General features: G+C 46.3%; 17 protein-coding genes. 2 read left to right on the top strand and 15 right to left on the bottom strand.

Annotation, left to right across the window (positions count from 1 at the left end):
• Positions 1–431 precede the first annotated feature (431 nt).
• From ABCW47_RS01255 to ABCW47_RS01245, 3 genes are all read right to left on the bottom strand, one after another.
• Positions 432–2141 carry a retron Ec67 family RNA-directed DNA polymerase/endonuclease gene (locus ABCW47_RS01255; protein WP_343208049.1) on the bottom strand — a complete coding sequence of 570 codons (1710 nt, stop codon included), beginning with the start codon at positions 2139–2141 and terminating at the stop codon, positions 432–434.
• 286 nt (positions 2142–2427) lie between these two features.
• The gene (locus ABCW47_RS01250) at positions 2428–2931 is read right to left on the bottom strand and encodes a GreA/GreB family elongation factor (protein WP_343208048.1); all 504 of its coding nucleotides are present in this window, start codon (positions 2929–2931) and stop codon (positions 2428–2430) included.
• A 71-nt stretch (positions 2932–3002) separates the two neighbouring features.
• Complete coding sequence (locus ABCW47_RS01245; RefSeq protein ID WP_343208047.1) at positions 3003–4016, bottom strand: C45 family autoproteolytic acyltransferase/hydrolase; 1014 nt, start codon at positions 4014–4016, stop codon at positions 3003–3005.
• 250 nt (positions 4017–4266) lie between these two features.
• Here ABCW47_RS01245 and pdaA point away from each other — a divergent pair, with 250 nt between their 5' ends.
• Positions 4267–5097 carry a delta-lactam-biosynthetic de-N-acetylase gene (gene pdaA / locus ABCW47_RS01240; RefSeq protein WP_343208046.1) on the top strand — a complete coding sequence of 277 codons (831 nt, stop codon included), beginning with the start codon at positions 4267–4269 and terminating at the stop codon, positions 5095–5097.
• 63 nt (positions 5098–5160) lie between these two features.
• On the opposite strand, the gene ABCW47_RS01235 is transcribed toward pdaA, so the two are convergent.
• Positions 5161–5955: a protein-ADP-ribose hydrolase gene (locus ABCW47_RS01235; RefSeq protein ID WP_343208045.1), complete on the bottom strand. Its 795-nt coding sequence runs from the start codon at positions 5953–5955 to the stop codon at positions 5161–5163.
• Positions 5956–6008: 53 nt separating this feature from the next.
• Positions 6009–6716: a 2-phosphosulfolactate phosphatase gene (locus ABCW47_RS01230; RefSeq protein WP_343208044.1), complete on the bottom strand. Its 708-nt coding sequence runs from the start codon at positions 6714–6716 to the stop codon at positions 6009–6011.
• A gap of 212 nt (positions 6717–6928) precedes the next feature.
• Here ABCW47_RS01230 and ABCW47_RS01225 point away from each other — a divergent pair, with 212 nt between their 5' ends.
• Complete coding sequence (locus ABCW47_RS01225; protein WP_343208043.1) at positions 6929–7252, top strand: winged helix-turn-helix transcriptional regulator; 324 nt, start codon at positions 6929–6931, stop codon at positions 7250–7252.
• A 66-nt stretch (positions 7253–7318) separates the two neighbouring features.
• Here the strand turns inward: ABCW47_RS01225 and rhaD are convergent, their stop codons facing one another.
• From rhaD to ABCW47_RS01175, 10 genes are all read right to left on the bottom strand, one after another.
• Complete coding sequence (rhaD, locus tag ABCW47_RS01220; RefSeq protein WP_343208042.1) at positions 7319–8149, bottom strand: rhamnulose-1-phosphate aldolase; 831 nt, start codon at positions 8147–8149, stop codon at positions 7319–7321.
• Positions 8150–8202: 53 nt separating this feature from the next.
• Positions 8203–9468 (bottom strand): L-rhamnose isomerase, encoded by a 1266-nt coding sequence (locus ABCW47_RS01215; protein ID WP_343208041.1) that lies wholly within the window; start codon positions 9466–9468, stop codon positions 8203–8205.
• A gap of 20 nt (positions 9469–9488) precedes the next feature.
• Positions 9489–10904 (bottom strand): rhamnulokinase, encoded by a 1416-nt coding sequence (gene rhaB / locus ABCW47_RS01210; protein ID WP_343208040.1) that lies wholly within the window; start codon positions 10902–10904, stop codon positions 9489–9491.
• A gap of 35 nt (positions 10905–10939) precedes the next feature.
• Positions 10940–11257, bottom strand: coding sequence for an L-rhamnose mutarotase (gene rhaM / locus ABCW47_RS01205; RefSeq protein WP_343208039.1), 318 nt, complete (start codon positions 11255–11257; stop codon positions 10940–10942).
• A gap of 122 nt (positions 11258–11379) precedes the next feature.
• Positions 11380–12363, bottom strand: coding sequence for an AraC family transcriptional regulator (locus ABCW47_RS01200; RefSeq protein ID WP_343208038.1), 984 nt, complete (start codon positions 12361–12363; stop codon positions 11380–11382).
• Between the two features lie 160 nt (positions 12364–12523).
• Positions 12524–14080 (bottom strand): alpha-N-arabinofuranosidase, encoded by a 1557-nt coding sequence (locus tag ABCW47_RS01195; protein ID WP_343208037.1) that lies wholly within the window; start codon positions 14078–14080, stop codon positions 12524–12526.
• Positions 14081–14119: 39 nt separating this feature from the next.
• Positions 14120–14464 (bottom strand): TIGR04076 family protein, encoded by a 345-nt coding sequence (locus tag ABCW47_RS01190; RefSeq protein WP_343208036.1) that lies wholly within the window; start codon positions 14462–14464, stop codon positions 14120–14122.
• Between the two features lie 11 nt (positions 14465–14475).
• The gene (locus ABCW47_RS01185) at positions 14476–15255 is read right to left on the bottom strand and encodes a nitroreductase family protein (RefSeq protein WP_343208035.1); all 780 of its coding nucleotides are present in this window, start codon (positions 15253–15255) and stop codon (positions 14476–14478) included.
• 271 nt (positions 15256–15526) lie between these two features.
• Positions 15527–16345, bottom strand: coding sequence for a DUF362 domain-containing protein (locus ABCW47_RS01180; RefSeq protein ID WP_343208034.1), 819 nt, complete (start codon positions 16343–16345; stop codon positions 15527–15529).
• An 82-nt stretch (positions 16346–16427) separates the two neighbouring features.
• Entirely contained in the window at positions 16428–17051 is a 624-nt protein-coding gene (locus tag ABCW47_RS01175; protein WP_343208033.1) for a GNAT family N-acetyltransferase, read from the bottom strand.
• Between the last annotated feature and the right edge of the window lies 1 nt (position 17052).

Below are 17052 nucleotides of genomic sequence, written 5' to 3'. Positions count from 1 at the left end.
TAGAATCCCGCTTGCGGGATTCTCCGCCTGCGGCGGGTTGCTCTGGCAACACAATTCCTTTCCGCCGCAGTGCGATCCCCCGGAGGGTTTTGTTCTTACATAGGAAAGTTTGGAGAACTTTCCTATGTAAGAACAAAACCGAACTCCACAATCCAGTGAAATCCGGTTCCTATTTTTATCTGTATACGATTTCCTTTAGCGCAATTTCTTCTGCACAATTTTGGATGCCATTAATCTTTCAATTTCAATCTTTCCGTCACACCCTCTGTTTCTTGCATCTGTTTCACGATCATCTCCAATCATGCTTGTGTCCGTTCGCTCACATTATATTGTACAGAACCCCTATTTCCGAATTGGGCGTCTTTCTTCCGGCAGTCTCAAATTCAATAAATAAAATCCCCAACTCTCCCTTTCCTCTATAAAGAATCAAATTATGATAACTGTTGTATTTTTTCTTTATAATCCTTAATTATCACATTAATATTATTTAATAATGGTTTAAAGCTACTAAAATCTATACTACTGTAGTTTTTCATTATATATTGGGAAAAAATTTCTTTACCGTAAAACTTACTTGTATCATATGTATCCTTCTTACAGAATTTCTTTCCACCAATTTCGTGAGAAAGTGTAGCTTCATCAAACAACATTTCAATGTCACTTTCTTCACTCTCGTCGACTAATGGTGTTGTCATAAGATATAGATTTTCCAACAAATTTATCCATGTTTTAGTATATAATTCCTTTTTTCTATCATCAGAAATTTTATTACTTGCAAACTTATATACAGGCTTATTTTTGTTATTCAACTCATTATCAAACAACAAAATAACAGCGTTAAACGGAACAACACCTCCTAAATTCTTAAACATTTCTATATAATTGGGATACTTTTCTCCACCTTCTTTAGAAAAAAATTTATATATATTATTCATAGTATCTGCTCCATCTTTTTTAAAGTTCAAAAAATATGCAAGCCGTTTGCCTCTCTGTAAAAAAAATACTTTGTACACAAACTGTCCTTTTGAATTTCTACTTACTAAATTAGGATACTCTTTCCATAAATTTTTCAAAGCAGCTTTCAAATAGACCACATCCGTTTTTCCTTCTGTTACAATTAATGGTTTAGGATTAGCAAAAAAATATTTATAAAATATAAATTGACTATACGCTCTTTCTCTTCCATTAAGATATTCGTATGTGAGCTTCTTCCCTTCCAAATTCAACTTATTATTATACCATTCTAATTGATTAATAAAAGAAAAACGTCCCTCAAGTTGATTAATAGTTCCTTTTATTTCATTTTCAATAAAATATTCTCCCGATCTATACAAATGATAAGCCATTGCTCTAGTTCTTTTATAATAATCTCGACTCACATGAAGTTTTTTGTTAACAACAACTCCTGTGACTTCTTGCCTAGAATCCCTATATTGTATCCTTGTTTTCTTCCTATTAATGCTGAATCCAGCATTGGTAATTTCCTTTTCAAGTTCTTCAAAAAACATGTTTTTAGTGTTTAAGAACTCTTGATTATTTGTAGAAAACGTCAAATCATCAACATATCTTGTATAATCTAATCGATATTTCTTTGCTAATTTAGATATTCTTACATCAAATATATTACAAATCAAATTTGTTATTATTGGAGAAGTTGGTGCCCCTTGTGGTAGTTTACCTTGATAGCATGTCAACTGTGCTATAACAGTTGACACTTCTAATGGTAGCTGAAAACTGTGGTCTTTTAAAAAATAGCCCCGCACTCTTCCAAAATGAAAAGAATCAAAAAAGTTTTCCAAATCAATATTTATTACAAATCGTTTATTCCGGTGAAATTTAGCATTAGTAATAAAACTTTTCTCTTTTTGAAAAGCATGTGAGATATTTGGATTGATATTGTATTTATTCCAAATTTCTTTTTGGTAATTGTACAATGCTTCAGCAAGTTTTCTTTGAATCACTTTTAAATCTTTCTGCGGAGCATATATATGTCTAAAGCCCCCACTTTTCTTAGGTATATCAAATGATGTATATAAATTGTCAACTCCTTTAATGTATAAAACATAAGATAATTTCTTCCTTGGTATATCTAAAAAATCAGCTAGTTCATTTCTGCTTTTTACTTTATCTATTGTATCCATTTCTTCATCCTAAAAAACGTGTGGTTACTCATTATGCGATGCGTAATATATAATAAAAATATATATAAACATAATACAGATTGATCGAAAGCATATCTTCCTACCATTTTCGTCAATACTTGCGAAACACAAGTCCATAATCTAACCACACGTTTACATAATCAAATTTTATCACAAATATAAATCATTCTCCATACAATTATTTGATACTAGAAAACTTCTTGTTTTTCTACACTTCTTCCCCCCTTAACCGAATGAACTGTTTCGTCTCTTACCGATTTCTCCCCTAATAGCTTCGAATCCGGTCCGTGCCGTCATCCCCGGTATTTTCAATCGCCTTTATGACCACATAATAACCGGCCTTGTCGTTGATTTTTACATAGACCCGGTCATTTACCTTGTGTCCCATGATGGCCTTCCCCAGCGGTGATTCATTGCTGATCAGCCCTTTTAATGTATTTTCACGGATGGTTGTCACAATACGGTAGGTTTCTTCTGCGTCTTCATCCTCAAAATACAGGTGCACCGTATTGTTCATCCCCACTTCATCCTCGCTGGATTCCTCGGTGATAACAACCGCCGTTTTAATCATTCGCTCCAGATAGCGTATCCGGCTCTCATTTCGGTTTTTGTCCTTCTTGGCCGCATAGTATTCGAAGTTTTCACTCAGATCCCCCTGCGCCCTGGCTTCTTTCACCGCTTCAATGGCCTGCTTGCGCACCACCAGTTTTCTATATTCAATTTCCTCTTCTAATTTTTCAATATCTTTCTTTGTTAGCTTGTCATACATCGTCCTGCACCTCGTGATCACAAATTATCTGTATTCCCTAGGATATCGTATTCCGGGCTGAAAAGCAAATGCTATTGCTGACGAAATGATAATCTGTTATCTTCCAGCCATTTCTTTCTGGAAGGATTTCCCTCGCACCGGAAAACCTTATTCTCATTTAAAAGGTATAAGGAAGACCATACCGTATCCATTCCGGCTGTGCGATCGTACTGGCACATAAATCCATATTTCCCAGCCAGAAGGTCCCTTGCGAACTCTGCGCTGTAGCGTCCCTGAAATTCCTTCAGCGCCCCGCAGGCCGTTTGATACCGTTCTCCAGAATGAATCAGATCCTCCGCCGGAGCCCGGCAGGCCTTTAATTCTGATGAATGAAAGTCATTCGCTGCTGCGACAAAGCTTTGTCCGGGCAAAGGTGTCAGTACGCTCCGTTTCTCCGAATTACTCTCCACAACCGCCATATTTCCCTTCCGGTCTGCCAGCGTAATAGTCTGAGAGGAAGATACCGTCAGATTTTCAAGGGCTAGCAGCGCCTCCGGCACATCCCTGCAGTTTTCCAGAATATAGCGGACCAGGAAACCGGCGTTTAATCCTGGTGCTTTTACCACAGGCCACACAAAGGTAAGACCTGCTGCCAGCCCCCATTCATTCACACCATCTTCGATCTGTGACATGGAGGTTGTATTTCCTATAAAAGAATAGCAGCCGTCCAGCTGATAGTAGCAGCTGTCATAGGTGTCCTCCAGGGCAGTTACAAAATCACTGTTACGCCCGAATATCACCTGGTCATCCTGGCGGCAGGCAAAACAGGTACAGAATGTCTGTGCCGTATAATTATACATCCCAAGCAGAAACTCGGACAATTCCGAAAAAGGCATCTCCTGTCCGTCTGCTATTCCCCGGATTTCCGCAAGTATCTGCGGGTACTCTCTTTGGTAGACCAAAATACACGCCTCGCAGAACTCTTTTCTTCCCGGAATCTCCTTCCGGGGCAGAATATCAGTAAGCTTTGCTCCGTGTTCCCGAAGCCGTTTCCCATAGTGATAACCGGCCTCATAGTGATTTATTTTCCATCTGGTATGATACATTTTATGATTCGCAGATTAAGGGGGCCCATTCTATCATCTGCTCTCCCTTCTTCTTAGTAAGGAAGACGCCTTCTGTTTATAAATGATCCATTGGATGCTATCAGCGTAACGGAATAAAAATTTAATGTCAATCATCCAACTGCACCGATTAAAAATACAGCTGGAAAGGCAGATTCCCGTCAAAATAGCCTGCATGATTCTATCTTTCCGATAATAGAATGAATTAACTGGAATAACAGGGGATGCTAACGTGAAATTAAAGCTGAAAAAACCTGGTATCAAAAAGGTACTGGGGTACATACTTCTATTTGCCGCCGCATTTTTTGTGGGACGCCTGGGCGCCAAAATCGTCTTTCATTTTCAGAGCCAGTCCGTACAGGCATCAGCCGACGGCAACTGGGGCCTGAGCTTTCAGCAGGAAGGCCAGCCGCCGGTGGCCAATGCCACATTTGACGAACTCAAGAAATTTGATGCCTATTATGCCCAAAACACACAGGATAAAGTTTTATATCTGACCTTTGACGCAGGCTATGAAAACGGAAATACGCCCGCCATTCTGGATGCACTGAAAAAGCACAATGCTCCTGCCACCTTCTTTGTTGTAGGAAACTATATTAATACCAGCCCGGATCTGGTAAAGCGGATGGTGGAAGAGGGCCACACGGTAGGAAACCATACCTATAACCATCCGGACATGTCCAAAATATCCACAAAAGAAGCTTTTGCGAAGGAACTGGAAGATCTGGAAAAACTCTTTGAGGAGACAACCGGCAAGCCTCTCACCAAATATTACCGGCCTCCTCAGGGAAAATACAGCGAAGCTAATCTTCAGATGGCGAAAGATCTGGGATATAAAACCTTTTTCTGGAGCCTGGCCTATGTAGACTGGTATCAGGATAAACAGCCCTCGAAGGAAGAAGCCTTCGATAAACTTCTGGGCCGTATTCATCCCGGCGCTGTGGTCCTGCTGCACAGTACCTCCAAGACAAATGCAGATATTCTGGATGAACTCCTGACCAAATGGGAGGAAATGGGATATCAGTTCAAGTCTCTGGATGATCTGGTTCAGGTTCAAAAATAAAAATTCAATAAAAGCCAGGCTTACCGATCTGCCGGTAAGCCTGGCTTTTATATTCAGGTATTGTCATCTCTTTGTTTCTGCTTCCAGCAGTTCCCGGTAGATTTCATAGTCCTCTTCGGTATACACATCAAAGATAACCTTTCGAATCGACGGATTGTGTTCCAGAAACCGGCTAACCGTTTCCACCGCAATCTCCGCCGCCTTTCTTTGAGGGAAGTGAAATACCCCTGTGGAAATGCAGCAAAAGGCCAGAGAAGCAAGGCCATGCTCCGCAGCCAGCATAAGACAGGACCGGTAACAGGCTGCCAGAAGTTCACAGTCCTCTTTACGCACAGGTCCTGAGATAATCGGGCCCACCGTGTGGAGAACATAGCTGCAGGGCAGATTATAAGCGGCTGTTATTTTAGCGGTCCCTGTGGCTTCCGGGCGGCCCTGCTCCTGCATGATCTTATTGCAGGCAATGCGTAACTGCACCCCCGAAGCTGAATGAATGATGTTATCCACGCAGGAATGCAGAGGCTGGAAACAGCCCAGCAGTGCACTATTTGCCGCATTTACGATCCCATCTGCTTTTAATCTTGTTATATCACCGCGCCACAGAGCAATCCTGGGGTTGCTGCGGACAGCCGGGAGCTTCTCTGCGTCTATCACTCCACGCATATCAGACTCAGCCGTTAAATAGGCATCCTGAACCTTCAAGAATCCTTCCCCTGCCGGCAGGGGAGGCCTTACATTCATAAGAGCCCGTATCAGCTCCTTCTGCTCTTTCTCACCCTGAGGAACAGGAATATCCTTATACTCCGGCATATCTTCCTGCAGTGTCCTGATTAAATAAATACGCTGTTCTTCTGCGGTCATATCAGCTTTCTCCACCTTCCTGCCAAACAGATAAGGCTTGATTCTTATCTGATCTAAAATCTTTCATCTCTTACAATCTCTCTTTTTACCATTTCGAATCCATCTTCTGTTTTCTCTGCCTCCAGGATAAAAGGAAACCGGTTTGTTCTGGTGCATAACCAGAAGTCTTCTTCCGGACAGTGTTCCTGAAGCATCGGGTCAAAAAAGCGGGCCCCCGTACCGGTTTTCAGACCTTCAATCTCACCGGAAATATCTATATCCCGGCCTTCCAGAAGATTTTTAATATAACAGGCGCACAGATTATCTTCATCTGCTTCTTCTGCACCGCCTACTCCCATGCAGACCAGCGACACATGCGCCGGATTCCGGTATTTGACGTATTCAGAAATCGCTTTTGCATTTACCAGGCTTCCGGTAATGATCTCAGAGGCATGAACCGCGTTTTCCAGTCCCTGGGTACCGGCACTGGTCGTATGAATGACTGTCTTCCCCCGCAGGTCTGCTCCTGCCGTCTGCGACGGTGAATTTCCATAGTCAAAACCCGGCAGCTTGATTCCCTTTCTCTCTCCTGCTAAAAGGGCCTCGGGATATTTCTTCTTCAGCTCATATGCCTTTGCCTTATCTCCCACGGCAATGATACTTTCGGCTCCTGCGTCTGCCATATAACATTCCAGTGAAAATGCCCGGAATACATCAATGATAACCGCAAGTCCCCTGGCCCTCCTGGCTCCTTCCAGCAGTTTCAAAATTTCTATTGTCATGTGCTGATCCTTTCCTTATCTGAATTTATCAGGGAAGCAGATTTCCCCTTCCTGCATCCGTTCGTAATGCTGTCAATCCGGCTTTATCTTATCACAATCAGCCGGTTCCGTCCATGTCTTGGCACTTGAAAAATAAGCTTGACAGTCATAAAATAATATACAGCTATTCAGATACTTAGTATATTTATGTCAGAAAAGGAGTTGATGATCTTATGGAAAAGCGAATTCCGGAATGTCCGGTAGAAATGACGCTGCAGTTGATCGGTGATAAATGGAAAGTCCTCATTATCCGGGATCTTCTCACCGGTACGAAACGTTTCGGCGAATTGCTGAGGTCGGTATCCGGGATTTCCCAGAAGGTACTCACCAGCCATCTGCGCTCTATGGAAGCGGCGGGCCTGCTGACCCGCAAAGTATATCCGCAGGTCCCTCCCAAGGTGGAGTACACGCTTACCGAGACCGGTTACAGTTTAAAACCTATTCTGGATACCATGGTGCAGTGGGGTCTGTCATATAAGGATAAAATTTTGAAATAAAAAAGAGCATCTTAAAGGTCGGTTCCCTGGCTTTTAAGATGCTCTTTATGCGTAGATTTACGGCTGTTATTTCTTATCAAACAGGAATCGTTCCGGCAGACTGACATGGAATGCCACAGCCAGATCTCTGAAATCCTGAGGCGATATGGTCTGTCTCTTATCCGGTCTCATAGACAGCATTTTGACCAGAATCTCAGCTGATTTTTCAATCGTATGCATCAGTCCGAAGGTCAGGTCAAAATCCTCCCCGGAACAGAACAATCCATGATGGGCCCAGACTGCGGCGTCATACTTATCCATCAGTTTGCTGGTGGCAACCGCGATCTCTCTGCCTCCCGGCACCATCCATTGAACCACGCCCAGACCGTCCGGAAATACAATCGGGCATTCCGTAGCCATCTCCCACAGTTCCCTGGTAAATACTTCATCCTTCAGCGGCAGCACAAAGGTAAGGGCAATAAGGTTAGCCGGATGGGCATGGTATATCACCCGATGGACACCGCCTGAGACTCGTTTCTTTACTTCATGGTTCATAAGATGGGTGGGCAGCTCGCTGGTGGGACGTCCGCCGTTTACCAGTCCCCACAGTATCCGGTACTTTTCTCCGGCCTCATCCACTTCAATAACGCAGATAGAATCCTCCGGGTCCCTCTGTACGTTGCGGAAGTATTTCCCGCTGCCTGTCACCAGAAAATATTCTCCGGCAAGTCCGGGCACTCTTGTCCCTATCTCCTGCCACTCTCCGTCCTCGCTCCGCTCTTCCCGGATTAACCGGGCTTCTTCCGGTTTCAGACGATAACTCAGATTACCGCCGTTTCTCTCATGCCAGCCCTGTTCCCAGCCGTCATTTGCCATTCTGATATATCCCTGCACAAAAGGGGCGTCCAATACTCTCATCTGATTTTATTCCTTTCTGCGGACAGACCATTTTACTGTCCGGCTAAATACTGTTACATCGTCCAGCTTTTTCTTCTGCTCAGCACATCCTGCTCGTACCGGCGGATTTCTTCAAACCAATCTTCCCGCTCCGGCACGCCGCACCGCTCACAGTAATAGTTCCATACGTCTCCGAAGGGATACAATTTTAACTCTTCCTGCAGTACCATCAGCTCCGTATAATTTCCTGTTTCCTGCAGTTCTTTCAGCCTTTCATTGGGCTGGAGCAGCGCGTAAAGCAGCGCTTTCTGAAGATTCCTCATCCCTACCACCCAGGCGCTGATCCGGTTGATTCCAGCGTCAAAATAATCCAGGGCAAGGAAAACACGGTCCAATGCATCATTGCGCACGATCTCTTTCGCAATCTCCTTCGTCTCATCATCAAAGAGGACCACATGGTCTGAATCCCAGCGCACCGATCTGGTTATATGAAGCGCCAGCTTCTCGTGAAACAAAAGCATAGAAGATATTTTGTCCGACACCACCTCCGTAGGATGATAGTGCCCATTATCCATCAGGCTTAGTATCCCTTTCTGAGCCGCATAATTAATACAGAATTCGCTGGAGCCCACCGTGTAGGATTCCAGGCCAATCCCGAACACCTTTGATTCCAGACATACAAACACCTTTGATTTATCATAAGGTATGGACAGAATCTGATCCAGAGAATCCTTAAATCTGGCTCTGGGCGACAGCCGGTCCGCCGGCACGTCTTTGTAGCCGTCCGGAATCCATATGTTCATAACACAGGGCTCACCCGTCTCCTCTGCAAAATACTGGGAGATGCGGATACACGCCTGCCCATGACGGACCCAGAACTGCCGGATCTCTTCCTTTGGACTGCTCAGGGTGAAATCGTCCGCCTTCTTATGGGAGAAAAACGTCGGATTAAAATCAATTCCCATCCCCCGCTCCTTGGCGTACGCTGCCCACCGCTTAAAGTGTTTTGGAAGAAGAGCGTCCCGGTCCGCGAACTCTCCGTCTTCAAATATCGCGTAATTCGCGTGCAGGTTTAATTTATGCTTTCCCGGCATCAGCTTAAACGCTTCATCCAGATCTGCCATCAGTTCTTCCGGGCTGTCTGCCCGTCCGGGATAATTGCCCGTCGTCTGGATTCCTCCGGTGAGCGGTCCGTCGTGGTCAAAGCCCCGCACATCATCTCCTTGCCAGCAGTGCAGGGAAACAGGGATCGTTTGAAGCTGCTTTACCGCTGCTTCCGTGTCAACGCCTATATTTTTATATAATTCCTTTGCCGATTCATATCTTTCCTGTGTCGTCATATCTATCTCCTTCCTGCTCCTTAGACTTCCGCATTAGATGGTTCCTGTTTTTCAATCGGGAAAGAACGATATACACATTCTCTGGCCTCCGAGAGGCTTTCCCATACTCCCGCCGCCAGCATCTGGGCAATCAGATTGCCGATCGCTGTCGCTTCCACCGGCCCTGCAAGGACCGTTTTTCCGGCTGCACGGGCCGTCAGACGGTTCAGATACTCTGCATTGGCTCCCCCTCCTACAATGTGCAGCACAGGGTATGTAATGCCGGTGATCTGCTCCGCTTCTTTTATTGCCTTCTCATAGCAGCCGGCAAGACTACGGTATATCACCCTTGCCAGTTCTCCGGACTTTACAGGCTTTTGCTGCCCGGATTCCATACAATAGGACTGTACCGCCTCTATCATGGAGTCCGGCGCCAGAAAACGCCCGTCGTTGCAGTCCACAATTGAATCTATCGTTTCCTCTTCCGCCAATTCGCAGTACTGTGCATAGGAATACTTTTTACCTTCTTCCCTGCGAAGGGACTGAATCATCCAAAGTCCCATAATGTTCTTTAAATACCGGAACCGGTAATCATAGCCGCCCTCATTGGTAAAATTAAGCAGCCGGCTCTCCTCCGAGCAGTCGGCCTGGAACCGCTCTACTCCCAGCAGAGACCAGGTCCCCGAACTGATATAGAGAGGCGTCTTTTCCCCGGAGGGCACCGCCATCACCGCAGAGCCGGTATCATGGGTTGCCGGCAGCACAACCCGGCAGTTAAACCCTACCTCCTGCTGCATCTTCTCCGTCAGGCAGCCCAGGCCGGTACCGGGAAGCACAATCTGCTGAAATATATCTTCCGGATATCCCAGCTGCCGTATCAGCTCCCGGTCCCAGTCTTTTGTAACCGGGCTGACCAGCTGAGTCGAGGTGGCATTGGTATATTCCGTTCTCTTGATTCCTGTGAGCAGATAATGAAAATAATCGGGCAGCATCAGCAAGCTGTCTGCCTGCTCCAGATACTCCGGATGCCTTTCCTTCACCGCCATCAGCTGGTAAATGGTATTGATGACAAGCTTCTGAATCCCTGTTCTGGCATACAGTTCTCTCTCAGAAATCCTCTGGTACACCAACCGGTCCATCCCTTCCGTCCGTTTATCCCGGTAGGCCACTGTATTGCCGATGATACTGTTATCCTTATCTAGCAGCACAAAGTCCACGGCCCAGGTATCCACTCCCATGCTCACCGGAATTTTTCCGCTCTCCCGGCATCTTTTCATTCCGGTCTTAATCTCTTCAAACAGATGCCTTAAGTCCCAGCAGGTTTCGCCATCTTTTTTCACCAGTTCATTGTCAAATCTGTGAATCTCTTCCAGCACCAGCCGGTCCTTCTCCATATGGCCCAGGATGTGCCGTCCGCTGGATGCGCCGATATCCACAGCCAGATAATAATCTGTCATATCTTATCCACCGCCTTTCCGGGTTGATCCACTGCTTAATCCAGATGAAAGGCAAGATGAAGAGGCACCGAAACCGGGCTGTTGTCCGGGTTAGTCTCCATGATATCCGCCATGTAATCCCACCATGTGCGGCATATGGCAGTCTGCGCCGATGCGTCCCATCGTTCTTTATCTTCCAGCTCCAGATATCCAAAAAGAACATTCGTCTCTCTGTCCAGGAAAATACTGTAATTGCTTCCCCCGTATTCATGGATCATTTTCTTCATTTCCGGCCAGAGCGCGTTATGCCTTTTTTCATATTCCTCCGCCATACCGTCATATAATTTCATTTTAAAACCTTTGTAAGTCTTCATTTTCACCGCCCGCCTTTCCCATTTTCTTTCATTGTAAAGGACAGAGGATAAAAAAATAAGGACGGTGTTTCAACAATTCACCGTCCTTATTTTCACGATTTGACAAACCTCGAGGATGTATTCTATTTGGGTACATTATCTTTTTCCCGGTATTTAATCCTGTACTCTTTGGGCGTCAGACCAAAACACTCCAGAAAGCGCCGATAAAAATAGCTGTTATTCTCATACCCTACCGCTGTCACAATATGATTTACCGGCAGATCTGTCTCCACCAGATATTCGGCGGCGCGGGCCATTCTCTGCTTTTGCAGCAGTTCCTTGAAGGTATAGCCTGTCTCCCTGCTGATCAGCCGGCTTAACGTAGGCATCGTCTGGCCCAGCATGCTGCACAGCTGCCCCAGACTGGCATCCCGGTAGTGTTCCCGGATATATTTCAGAGCCGTCATAGCAATCATATTTTCATAGGGCCTGGAATTTCCCGACTTCATATTGCGGGTCTCATTCAGAAGATATAAAAACAAAAGCCCCATTGTAATCTGGTTGACCCGGCTGTCGTTTCCCTGATTATAGATGAGAGAGTAGGTGATATTTTCCATGAGATTCTGAATCTGCAGATTTTCCGACACCTGGAAATAGAGGTACTGGCTGACGCCGTTTTTCTCCCTCAGTGCATTCACCAGAAAGTCTGCCAATATATTTTCCGGGCCCACCATCCCCAGAGCCGTATCAAAAAATTCCGGAAGAATCATAAAGTTGATAGCTACGTCCTTCTCTCCTGCCTCCAGGATTTCGTGTGTGATATGCTGGTTTAAAAACAGCAGCTCCCCCTCCCGTATCGTAACCGGTTCCCCCTCAATCACATGAGTAATTTCTCCGTGGCAGACATAGCTGACTTCCACAAAGTTGTGATTATGCCTGGGAAAATGTACAAACCGGGTGTGGGTCCTTACCGCAATCAACTGTCCCGATTCCAGCATTTTGCGGCTTTCCACCGTAAAATACTTCCGGGTCGTATAGAGTTCTTTTCGCACCTGTCCGCTGCCGGAGAGTATTTCCCGTTCCTCCTGGCTGATCCGGCTCAGCCGCTCCAGCAATTCTTCTCTCATTCTGAAATCACCTGTTTAATTCAAGTACGCCTCGGCGTGCTTGCTGCGAGCCGCACGTCATGCTTTGCATGACATAATACATCTGTGCGGCTCTGCAATCCGTCGGAGGCTTTATCTTGGAAGGAGACTGGGCTCCCACCATGACGTATTTGTTATTTACTCACCTCCTATTGAGGTCTACTTCCATGATAATCTGAAATTCGCAGACGCTGACGGACGCCGCAGGCAGCTTAATACGGTAGGTATCTTCCTTTTTCTCAGGCAGCCTTCCTGCTTTTGCCCTCACCCGGTCCGGCATATCAAAGGTATTGCAGGCATCCGGAGCATCTGCGGCGAGAACGGTAACCTGCACCGGCTTTGTATTCTCTTCAAAGCAGATGGAAAGCTCTGACTCCTTGTCCATATCCGCATTGACTATATTTACATAGATCCGGTCATTCTTACGGGATGCAAATGTATGCAGCCGGCCGTAGTCCTGGCATAAATTTAATTCCACCGCTTTCGCGCCCCGGTGTACCTTGTACATCATAAATACATCAAAATTAGGGGTACGCAGAAACTTCTCTCCGTCTGTCAGGATCAGTGAATTAAGTACATTAATCGTCTGGGCCACGCAGGCCATTTTCACCATATTGCAGTTCCGGTGAAAAATATCAAGAGTCAGTGCACTGGTGATAGCGTCCCGCATGGTGCACTGCTGGTACAGAGCCGGCCTTACTTCAAAAGAAGACCGGTACCAGTTGCCCCATTCTCCCACCACAAGATCACAGGTCGGAGCGGGATGTTTCATAAATCCTTCGGAGGCAGGATATTTCTTAAGTCCCTCCTGGATCAGCTTATATTGCTCCTGAATCACATCCTCCAATACCAGGCAGCTGTCGATCACACGATACCAGTCCTCCCGGTTAAATAATTCCGCCCGTTCCTCAGGCGTTTTCACGCACCAGTTATAAAAATGCAGGTCATAGGCGTCCACCGGCGGCTGACGGTACTGGGCCATATTCCGGAAGAACTCCTCCGTCCATCTTACCCTCTCTCTGGGCTTATTGCCGTCGGGACCGCTTGCGATCCTCTTCATGGTATAGGGCCGCTCTCCCTCCGGAAGCCTGGTATCAAACAGGGGCATCGCGGTGACAAACTTACGGTATTCCTGCGCGTAGCTCTCCGCTGTCAGCCGGCCGCCGCCGTTCCAGCACTCATTTCCAATCCCCCAGTATTCTATCGCAAAGGGCTCCGGCGAGCCGTTGGCTGCCCTCTCCCTGGAAAGACTGGTTTCCTCCCTTCGGTTGCAGTATTCCATCCATTCCTTCATCTCTCCTACTGTGCCGGAAAGCAGGTTAATATTGATCCATGGCTTCGCTCCCACCATCCCGCACAGTTCCATGAATTCATGAGTACCGAATTCATTGTGATCCACGGTAAACGTGGCAAAATTTTCATTGTAGGTAACCGGCCTTTTATCTCTTGGGCCGATTCCGTCCCGCCAGTGGTATGTATCCGCGTAGCAGCCTCCCGGCCAGCGGATCACCGGCGGTTCCAGTTCCTTTAAAGCGTCCACCGCACTCTTCCTCATGCCATGATAATTTGGTATCTCAGAATCCTCTCCCACCCAAAGACCGTCATAGATACACGTGCCCAGGAACTCAATAAACTGGCTGTGCAGCTCCGGATGGATATAGCCCGCTTCCTTTGTTTCTTTTACCACAAGTTTATTCATTTTAATCTCCGCTCTCCTTCTTCACTTCTTAATATGTGTTCATCTTACCGGCTCATAATTCACAGCCGCTTCCTCGTCCGTCGCCTCCAGCTTGAAGATCACCGGTCTCAGTCCGTCGTTGCAGCTGCATATTGCCACGCCGGGTTTCCTGATCCAGTCCCCATAGTAAAACAGTTCGTTTCCAGTCCCGTGAGCCAACGCAAAGGCATACTGATAAATCGCTTTCCAGGCCTCATCGCACAGTCCCTCCGGTTTGGCATAATCTGCATAAAACACCTGGCCCTCCTTTAACATCGGACAGGCTCCAAGACCCTCTGCACCATATTCCCTGGCCAGTTCTTCATCTAATGTAGTTTTTAACACCGTAATTTTAACTTTTTTCATTAGTTATCCTCCTAAAATGTAGTAATCTCCGCCTTTATCAGCCTGGCCGGAATCTTCCGGTAACGCTGTCCATCCGCATATCCTATCATCATTGAACCATACGCCTTGTAACTATCCGGTATGTTCAAAATCTTCTTACACTCCGGTATCTGATTCAGAAAACGGGTGAGATAGCCCGCCCAGCAGGTACCCACCCCTTCCGACTGCAGGATTAGCTCCGCTGTCGCCAGCGCAATAGCCGTATCCTGTTCCGGATTCAGAGAATCTGTTTTGCAGATGCCGATGAGCAGCGCCGCATTATCTCCCATAACCGGGTTATTCCCGTTATCGCATTCCTCGATCACTTCCGGCGACACACCCTGCTCCGCACAATAGTTCAGAATAAGCCCCATCACTTTATCCTTAATTTCTTCTGACTCTATTACAATCCACCTGGTCGGATGCTGATTTTTTGCACTGGGAGCAATCATCGCTGCGTCTAAGGCTTTTTCAATCAGTTTTGCAGGTACCGGCTCCTTCCGGAAACGGCGGTAGGAACGTCTCTGATAAATAAATTGTTTTATCATCCCGGCCGTGTTCTCCGGCAGCGGCGCCACAGCCCCTGTCTCTGCATTCTCACCATCATACGTAATGGCGTCTTGCGGACAGATTGCCGCACAGTGCATACAGGCAAGGCATCTTTTCCCGTTATTCTCCGCTTTCCGGTCCTGATTCAGTTCCAGAACCGTAAAAGGACAGACCAGCACACATTGTCCGCAGCCCACACATTTTTCCTTATTAATCTCAATCATTGCTTAACCCCCCGTGCATACCGCAGGCTTGCCTGCGATGCTGCTTAATAAGTTAGTTTGAACCTGCTTTTGTTTCAAACTTTATCCTCCCTGATCCGTTACACCTGATTATGTATCTATTATACCGATTCGCCTTCCATTTGAACAGACAAAAACACCCTGAAAACAACTCACATCGCTGTGTCCGTCTTCAGGGTATTTCATTACTGCATATTTAATCCAGGCTTACCAGTTCATACGCCCGGTTGCCCAGTCCCAGTTCTGCCGCCGTCTATACCGTATGAATCGCATTTCTGGACTCCATGCGCTCAATCAGCGCCGCTTTTCCAGGGTCCGCAGACTGATATACGGCATCTACACATGCCTGATCAAGCGCTACCGGGTCAATCGAAGAAAAAATTCCGATATCCGCCATCTCCGGTTCAGCAGGATGAGAATCACAATCACAGTCCACAGACAGCCGGTTCGCCACGCTGACATACAGTATATTCTCTCTGCCCATATAGTCCATCACAGATTTATCTGCATCCGCCATTGATTCCAGGAAGGAATCGTGATCCGCTGTCCAGATCTTATCCGGGTCCCCGGCACCGTGAATGACAGCCTTTCCATAAGAAGAACCAATACCGATGGACATATTTTTTAACGCTCCGCCGAAACCACCCATGGCGTGTCCTTTAAAATGGGATAAGATCAGCATCGAATCATAGTTCTTGAAATGTCCGCCCACATAGTTATTCTCCAGGTGAGTTCCTCCAGATACCGGGATAGGCATGTCGCCTTCTTCATCCAGAATATCACAGGGAGCAATGTCCATAAAGCCATGATCTCTGATAGCCTGCCAGTGATCTGCAGAATTGCGCCGTTTTCCGTCATAGGCTGTATTACATTCCACGATAGTCCCGTTTAGCTCGGACACCAGAGGCTTAATCAGCGCCGGCTGGAGAAAATTATGTCCGCCCGGTTCACCGGTAGAAATTTTCACTGCCACCTTGCCCTTCAGTTCTCCCTCCAGCGCATGATAGGCGTTCATCAGACCTTCCGCCGTGATTGATTTGGTGAAATAAACTTTAGACTTCTCTTTATCCATTTTCAATCCTTCTTTCTATATGTCATAGTTTGATTTTATTTCACCATAGCACTTAAAGTTAACTTCAAGTCAAGGCCCTTTTTCAACCGCAGTAAATATAAAACTCCATCTCACCCTTTCCATATGGCTCCGGCGAATAAATCTTCTTCCCGATCCGTTTCATCCCCTGGTGTTCATAAAAGCCATAATTACAGGTGCTGTCCGTAAAAAGATAAAATGACCTGATTCCCTCATCTTTCATAAATCTTGAGAACCGGCTGAACAGCTCCTTCCCTATGCCGGTGCCTCTCTGGTTTTGCGCAACTGCAAAGAAAGCCAGTTCCCCTTTAAATTTACGTCCGCAGTTTTCCAGCAAAGACCGGTCCAGTTTATCGATCCCGCCGAACATTTTGGCAGTCCGTCTCCCATCTTTTCGGGAAAGCATAGATACTGCGGCTCTAAGCTGGCGCAGACGGTACCCCAGCTTAGGATGATGTTTTTCCTCATTTTTGCCCATGATCACTCCCACGGCCCGGCCGTCCCGCTCCGCAACACAGGTAAAATCCTGGGAAGACAGACAGCTGGCAAGATATAACCTGGCCATAGCCTGCGCCGTCTTCGGTCCGCAAAACCGGTCATAGTTCCATGTTTTCCTGATAATTTCTTCCAGATCTTTATAATCTCTCTTATCAAAGGGCCGGTAAATAATTTTGATTTCTGATTTCATT

The sequence above is a fragment of the Anaerolentibacter hominis genome (assembly GCF_032380675.1).
Lineage (GTDB): Bacteria > Bacillota > Clostridia > Lachnospirales > Lachnospiraceae > Anaerolentibacter > Anaerolentibacter hominis.
Note: the sequence above shows the minus strand (reverse complement) of the source record. Positions and strands in the feature narration are given on the sequence as shown.

Bases quoted from the DNA above. Each gene is read 5' to 3' on its own strand.
- ABCW47_RS01255 (WP_343208049.1), bottom strand. From the start codon at position 2,141: ATGGATACAATAGATAAAGTAAAAAGCAGAAATGAACTAGCTGATTTT.
- ABCW47_RS01250 (WP_343208048.1), bottom strand. From the start codon at position 2,931: ATGTATGACAAGCTAACAAAGAAAGATATTGAAAAATTAGAAGAGGAA.
- ABCW47_RS01245 (WP_343208047.1), bottom strand. From the start codon at position 4,016: ATGTATCATACCAGATGGAAAATAAATCACTATGAGGCCGGTTATCAC.
- ABCW47_RS01235 (WP_343208045.1), bottom strand. From the start codon at position 5,955: ATGACCGCAGAAGAACAGCGTATTTATTTAATCAGGACACTGCAGGAA.
- ABCW47_RS01230 (WP_343208044.1), bottom strand. From the start codon at position 6,716: ATGACAATAGAAATTTTGAAACTGCTGGAAGGAGCCAGGAGGGCCAGG.
- ABCW47_RS01225 (WP_343208043.1), top strand. From the start codon at position 6,929: ATGGAAAAGCGAATTCCGGAATGTCCGGTAGAAATGACGCTGCAGTTG.
- rhaD (WP_343208042.1), bottom strand. From the start codon at position 8,149: ATGAGAGTATTGGACGCCCCTTTTGTGCAGGGATATATCAGAATGGCA.
- ABCW47_RS01215 (WP_343208041.1), bottom strand. From the start codon at position 9,468: ATGACGACACAGGAAAGATATGAATCGGCAAAGGAATTATATAAAAAT.
- rhaB (WP_343208040.1), bottom strand. From the start codon at position 10,904: ATGACAGATTATTATCTGGCTGTGGATATCGGCGCATCCAGCGGACGG.
- rhaM (WP_343208039.1), bottom strand. From the start codon at position 11,257: ATGAAGACTTACAAAGGTTTTAAAATGAAATTATATGACGGTATGGCG.
- ABCW47_RS01200 (WP_343208038.1), bottom strand. From the start codon at position 12,363: ATGAGAGAAGAATTGCTGGAGCGGCTGAGCCGGATCAGCCAGGAGGAA.
- ABCW47_RS01195 (WP_343208037.1), bottom strand. From the start codon at position 14,080: ATGAATAAACTTGTGGTAAAAGAAACAAAGGAAGCGGGCTATATCCAT.
- ABCW47_RS01190 (WP_343208036.1), bottom strand. From the start codon at position 14,464: ATGAAAAAAGTTAAAATTACGGTGTTAAAAACTACATTAGATGAAGAA.
- ABCW47_RS01185 (WP_343208035.1), bottom strand. From the start codon at position 15,255: ATGATTGAGATTAATAAGGAAAAATGTGTGGGCTGCGGACAATGTGTG.
- ABCW47_RS01180 (WP_343208034.1), bottom strand. From the start codon at position 16,345: ATGGATAAAGAGAAGTCTAAAGTTTATTTCACCAAATCAATCACGGCG.
- ABCW47_RS01175 (WP_343208033.1), bottom strand. From the start codon at position 17,051: ATGAAATCAGAAATCAAAATTATTTACCGGCCCTTTGATAAGAGAGAT.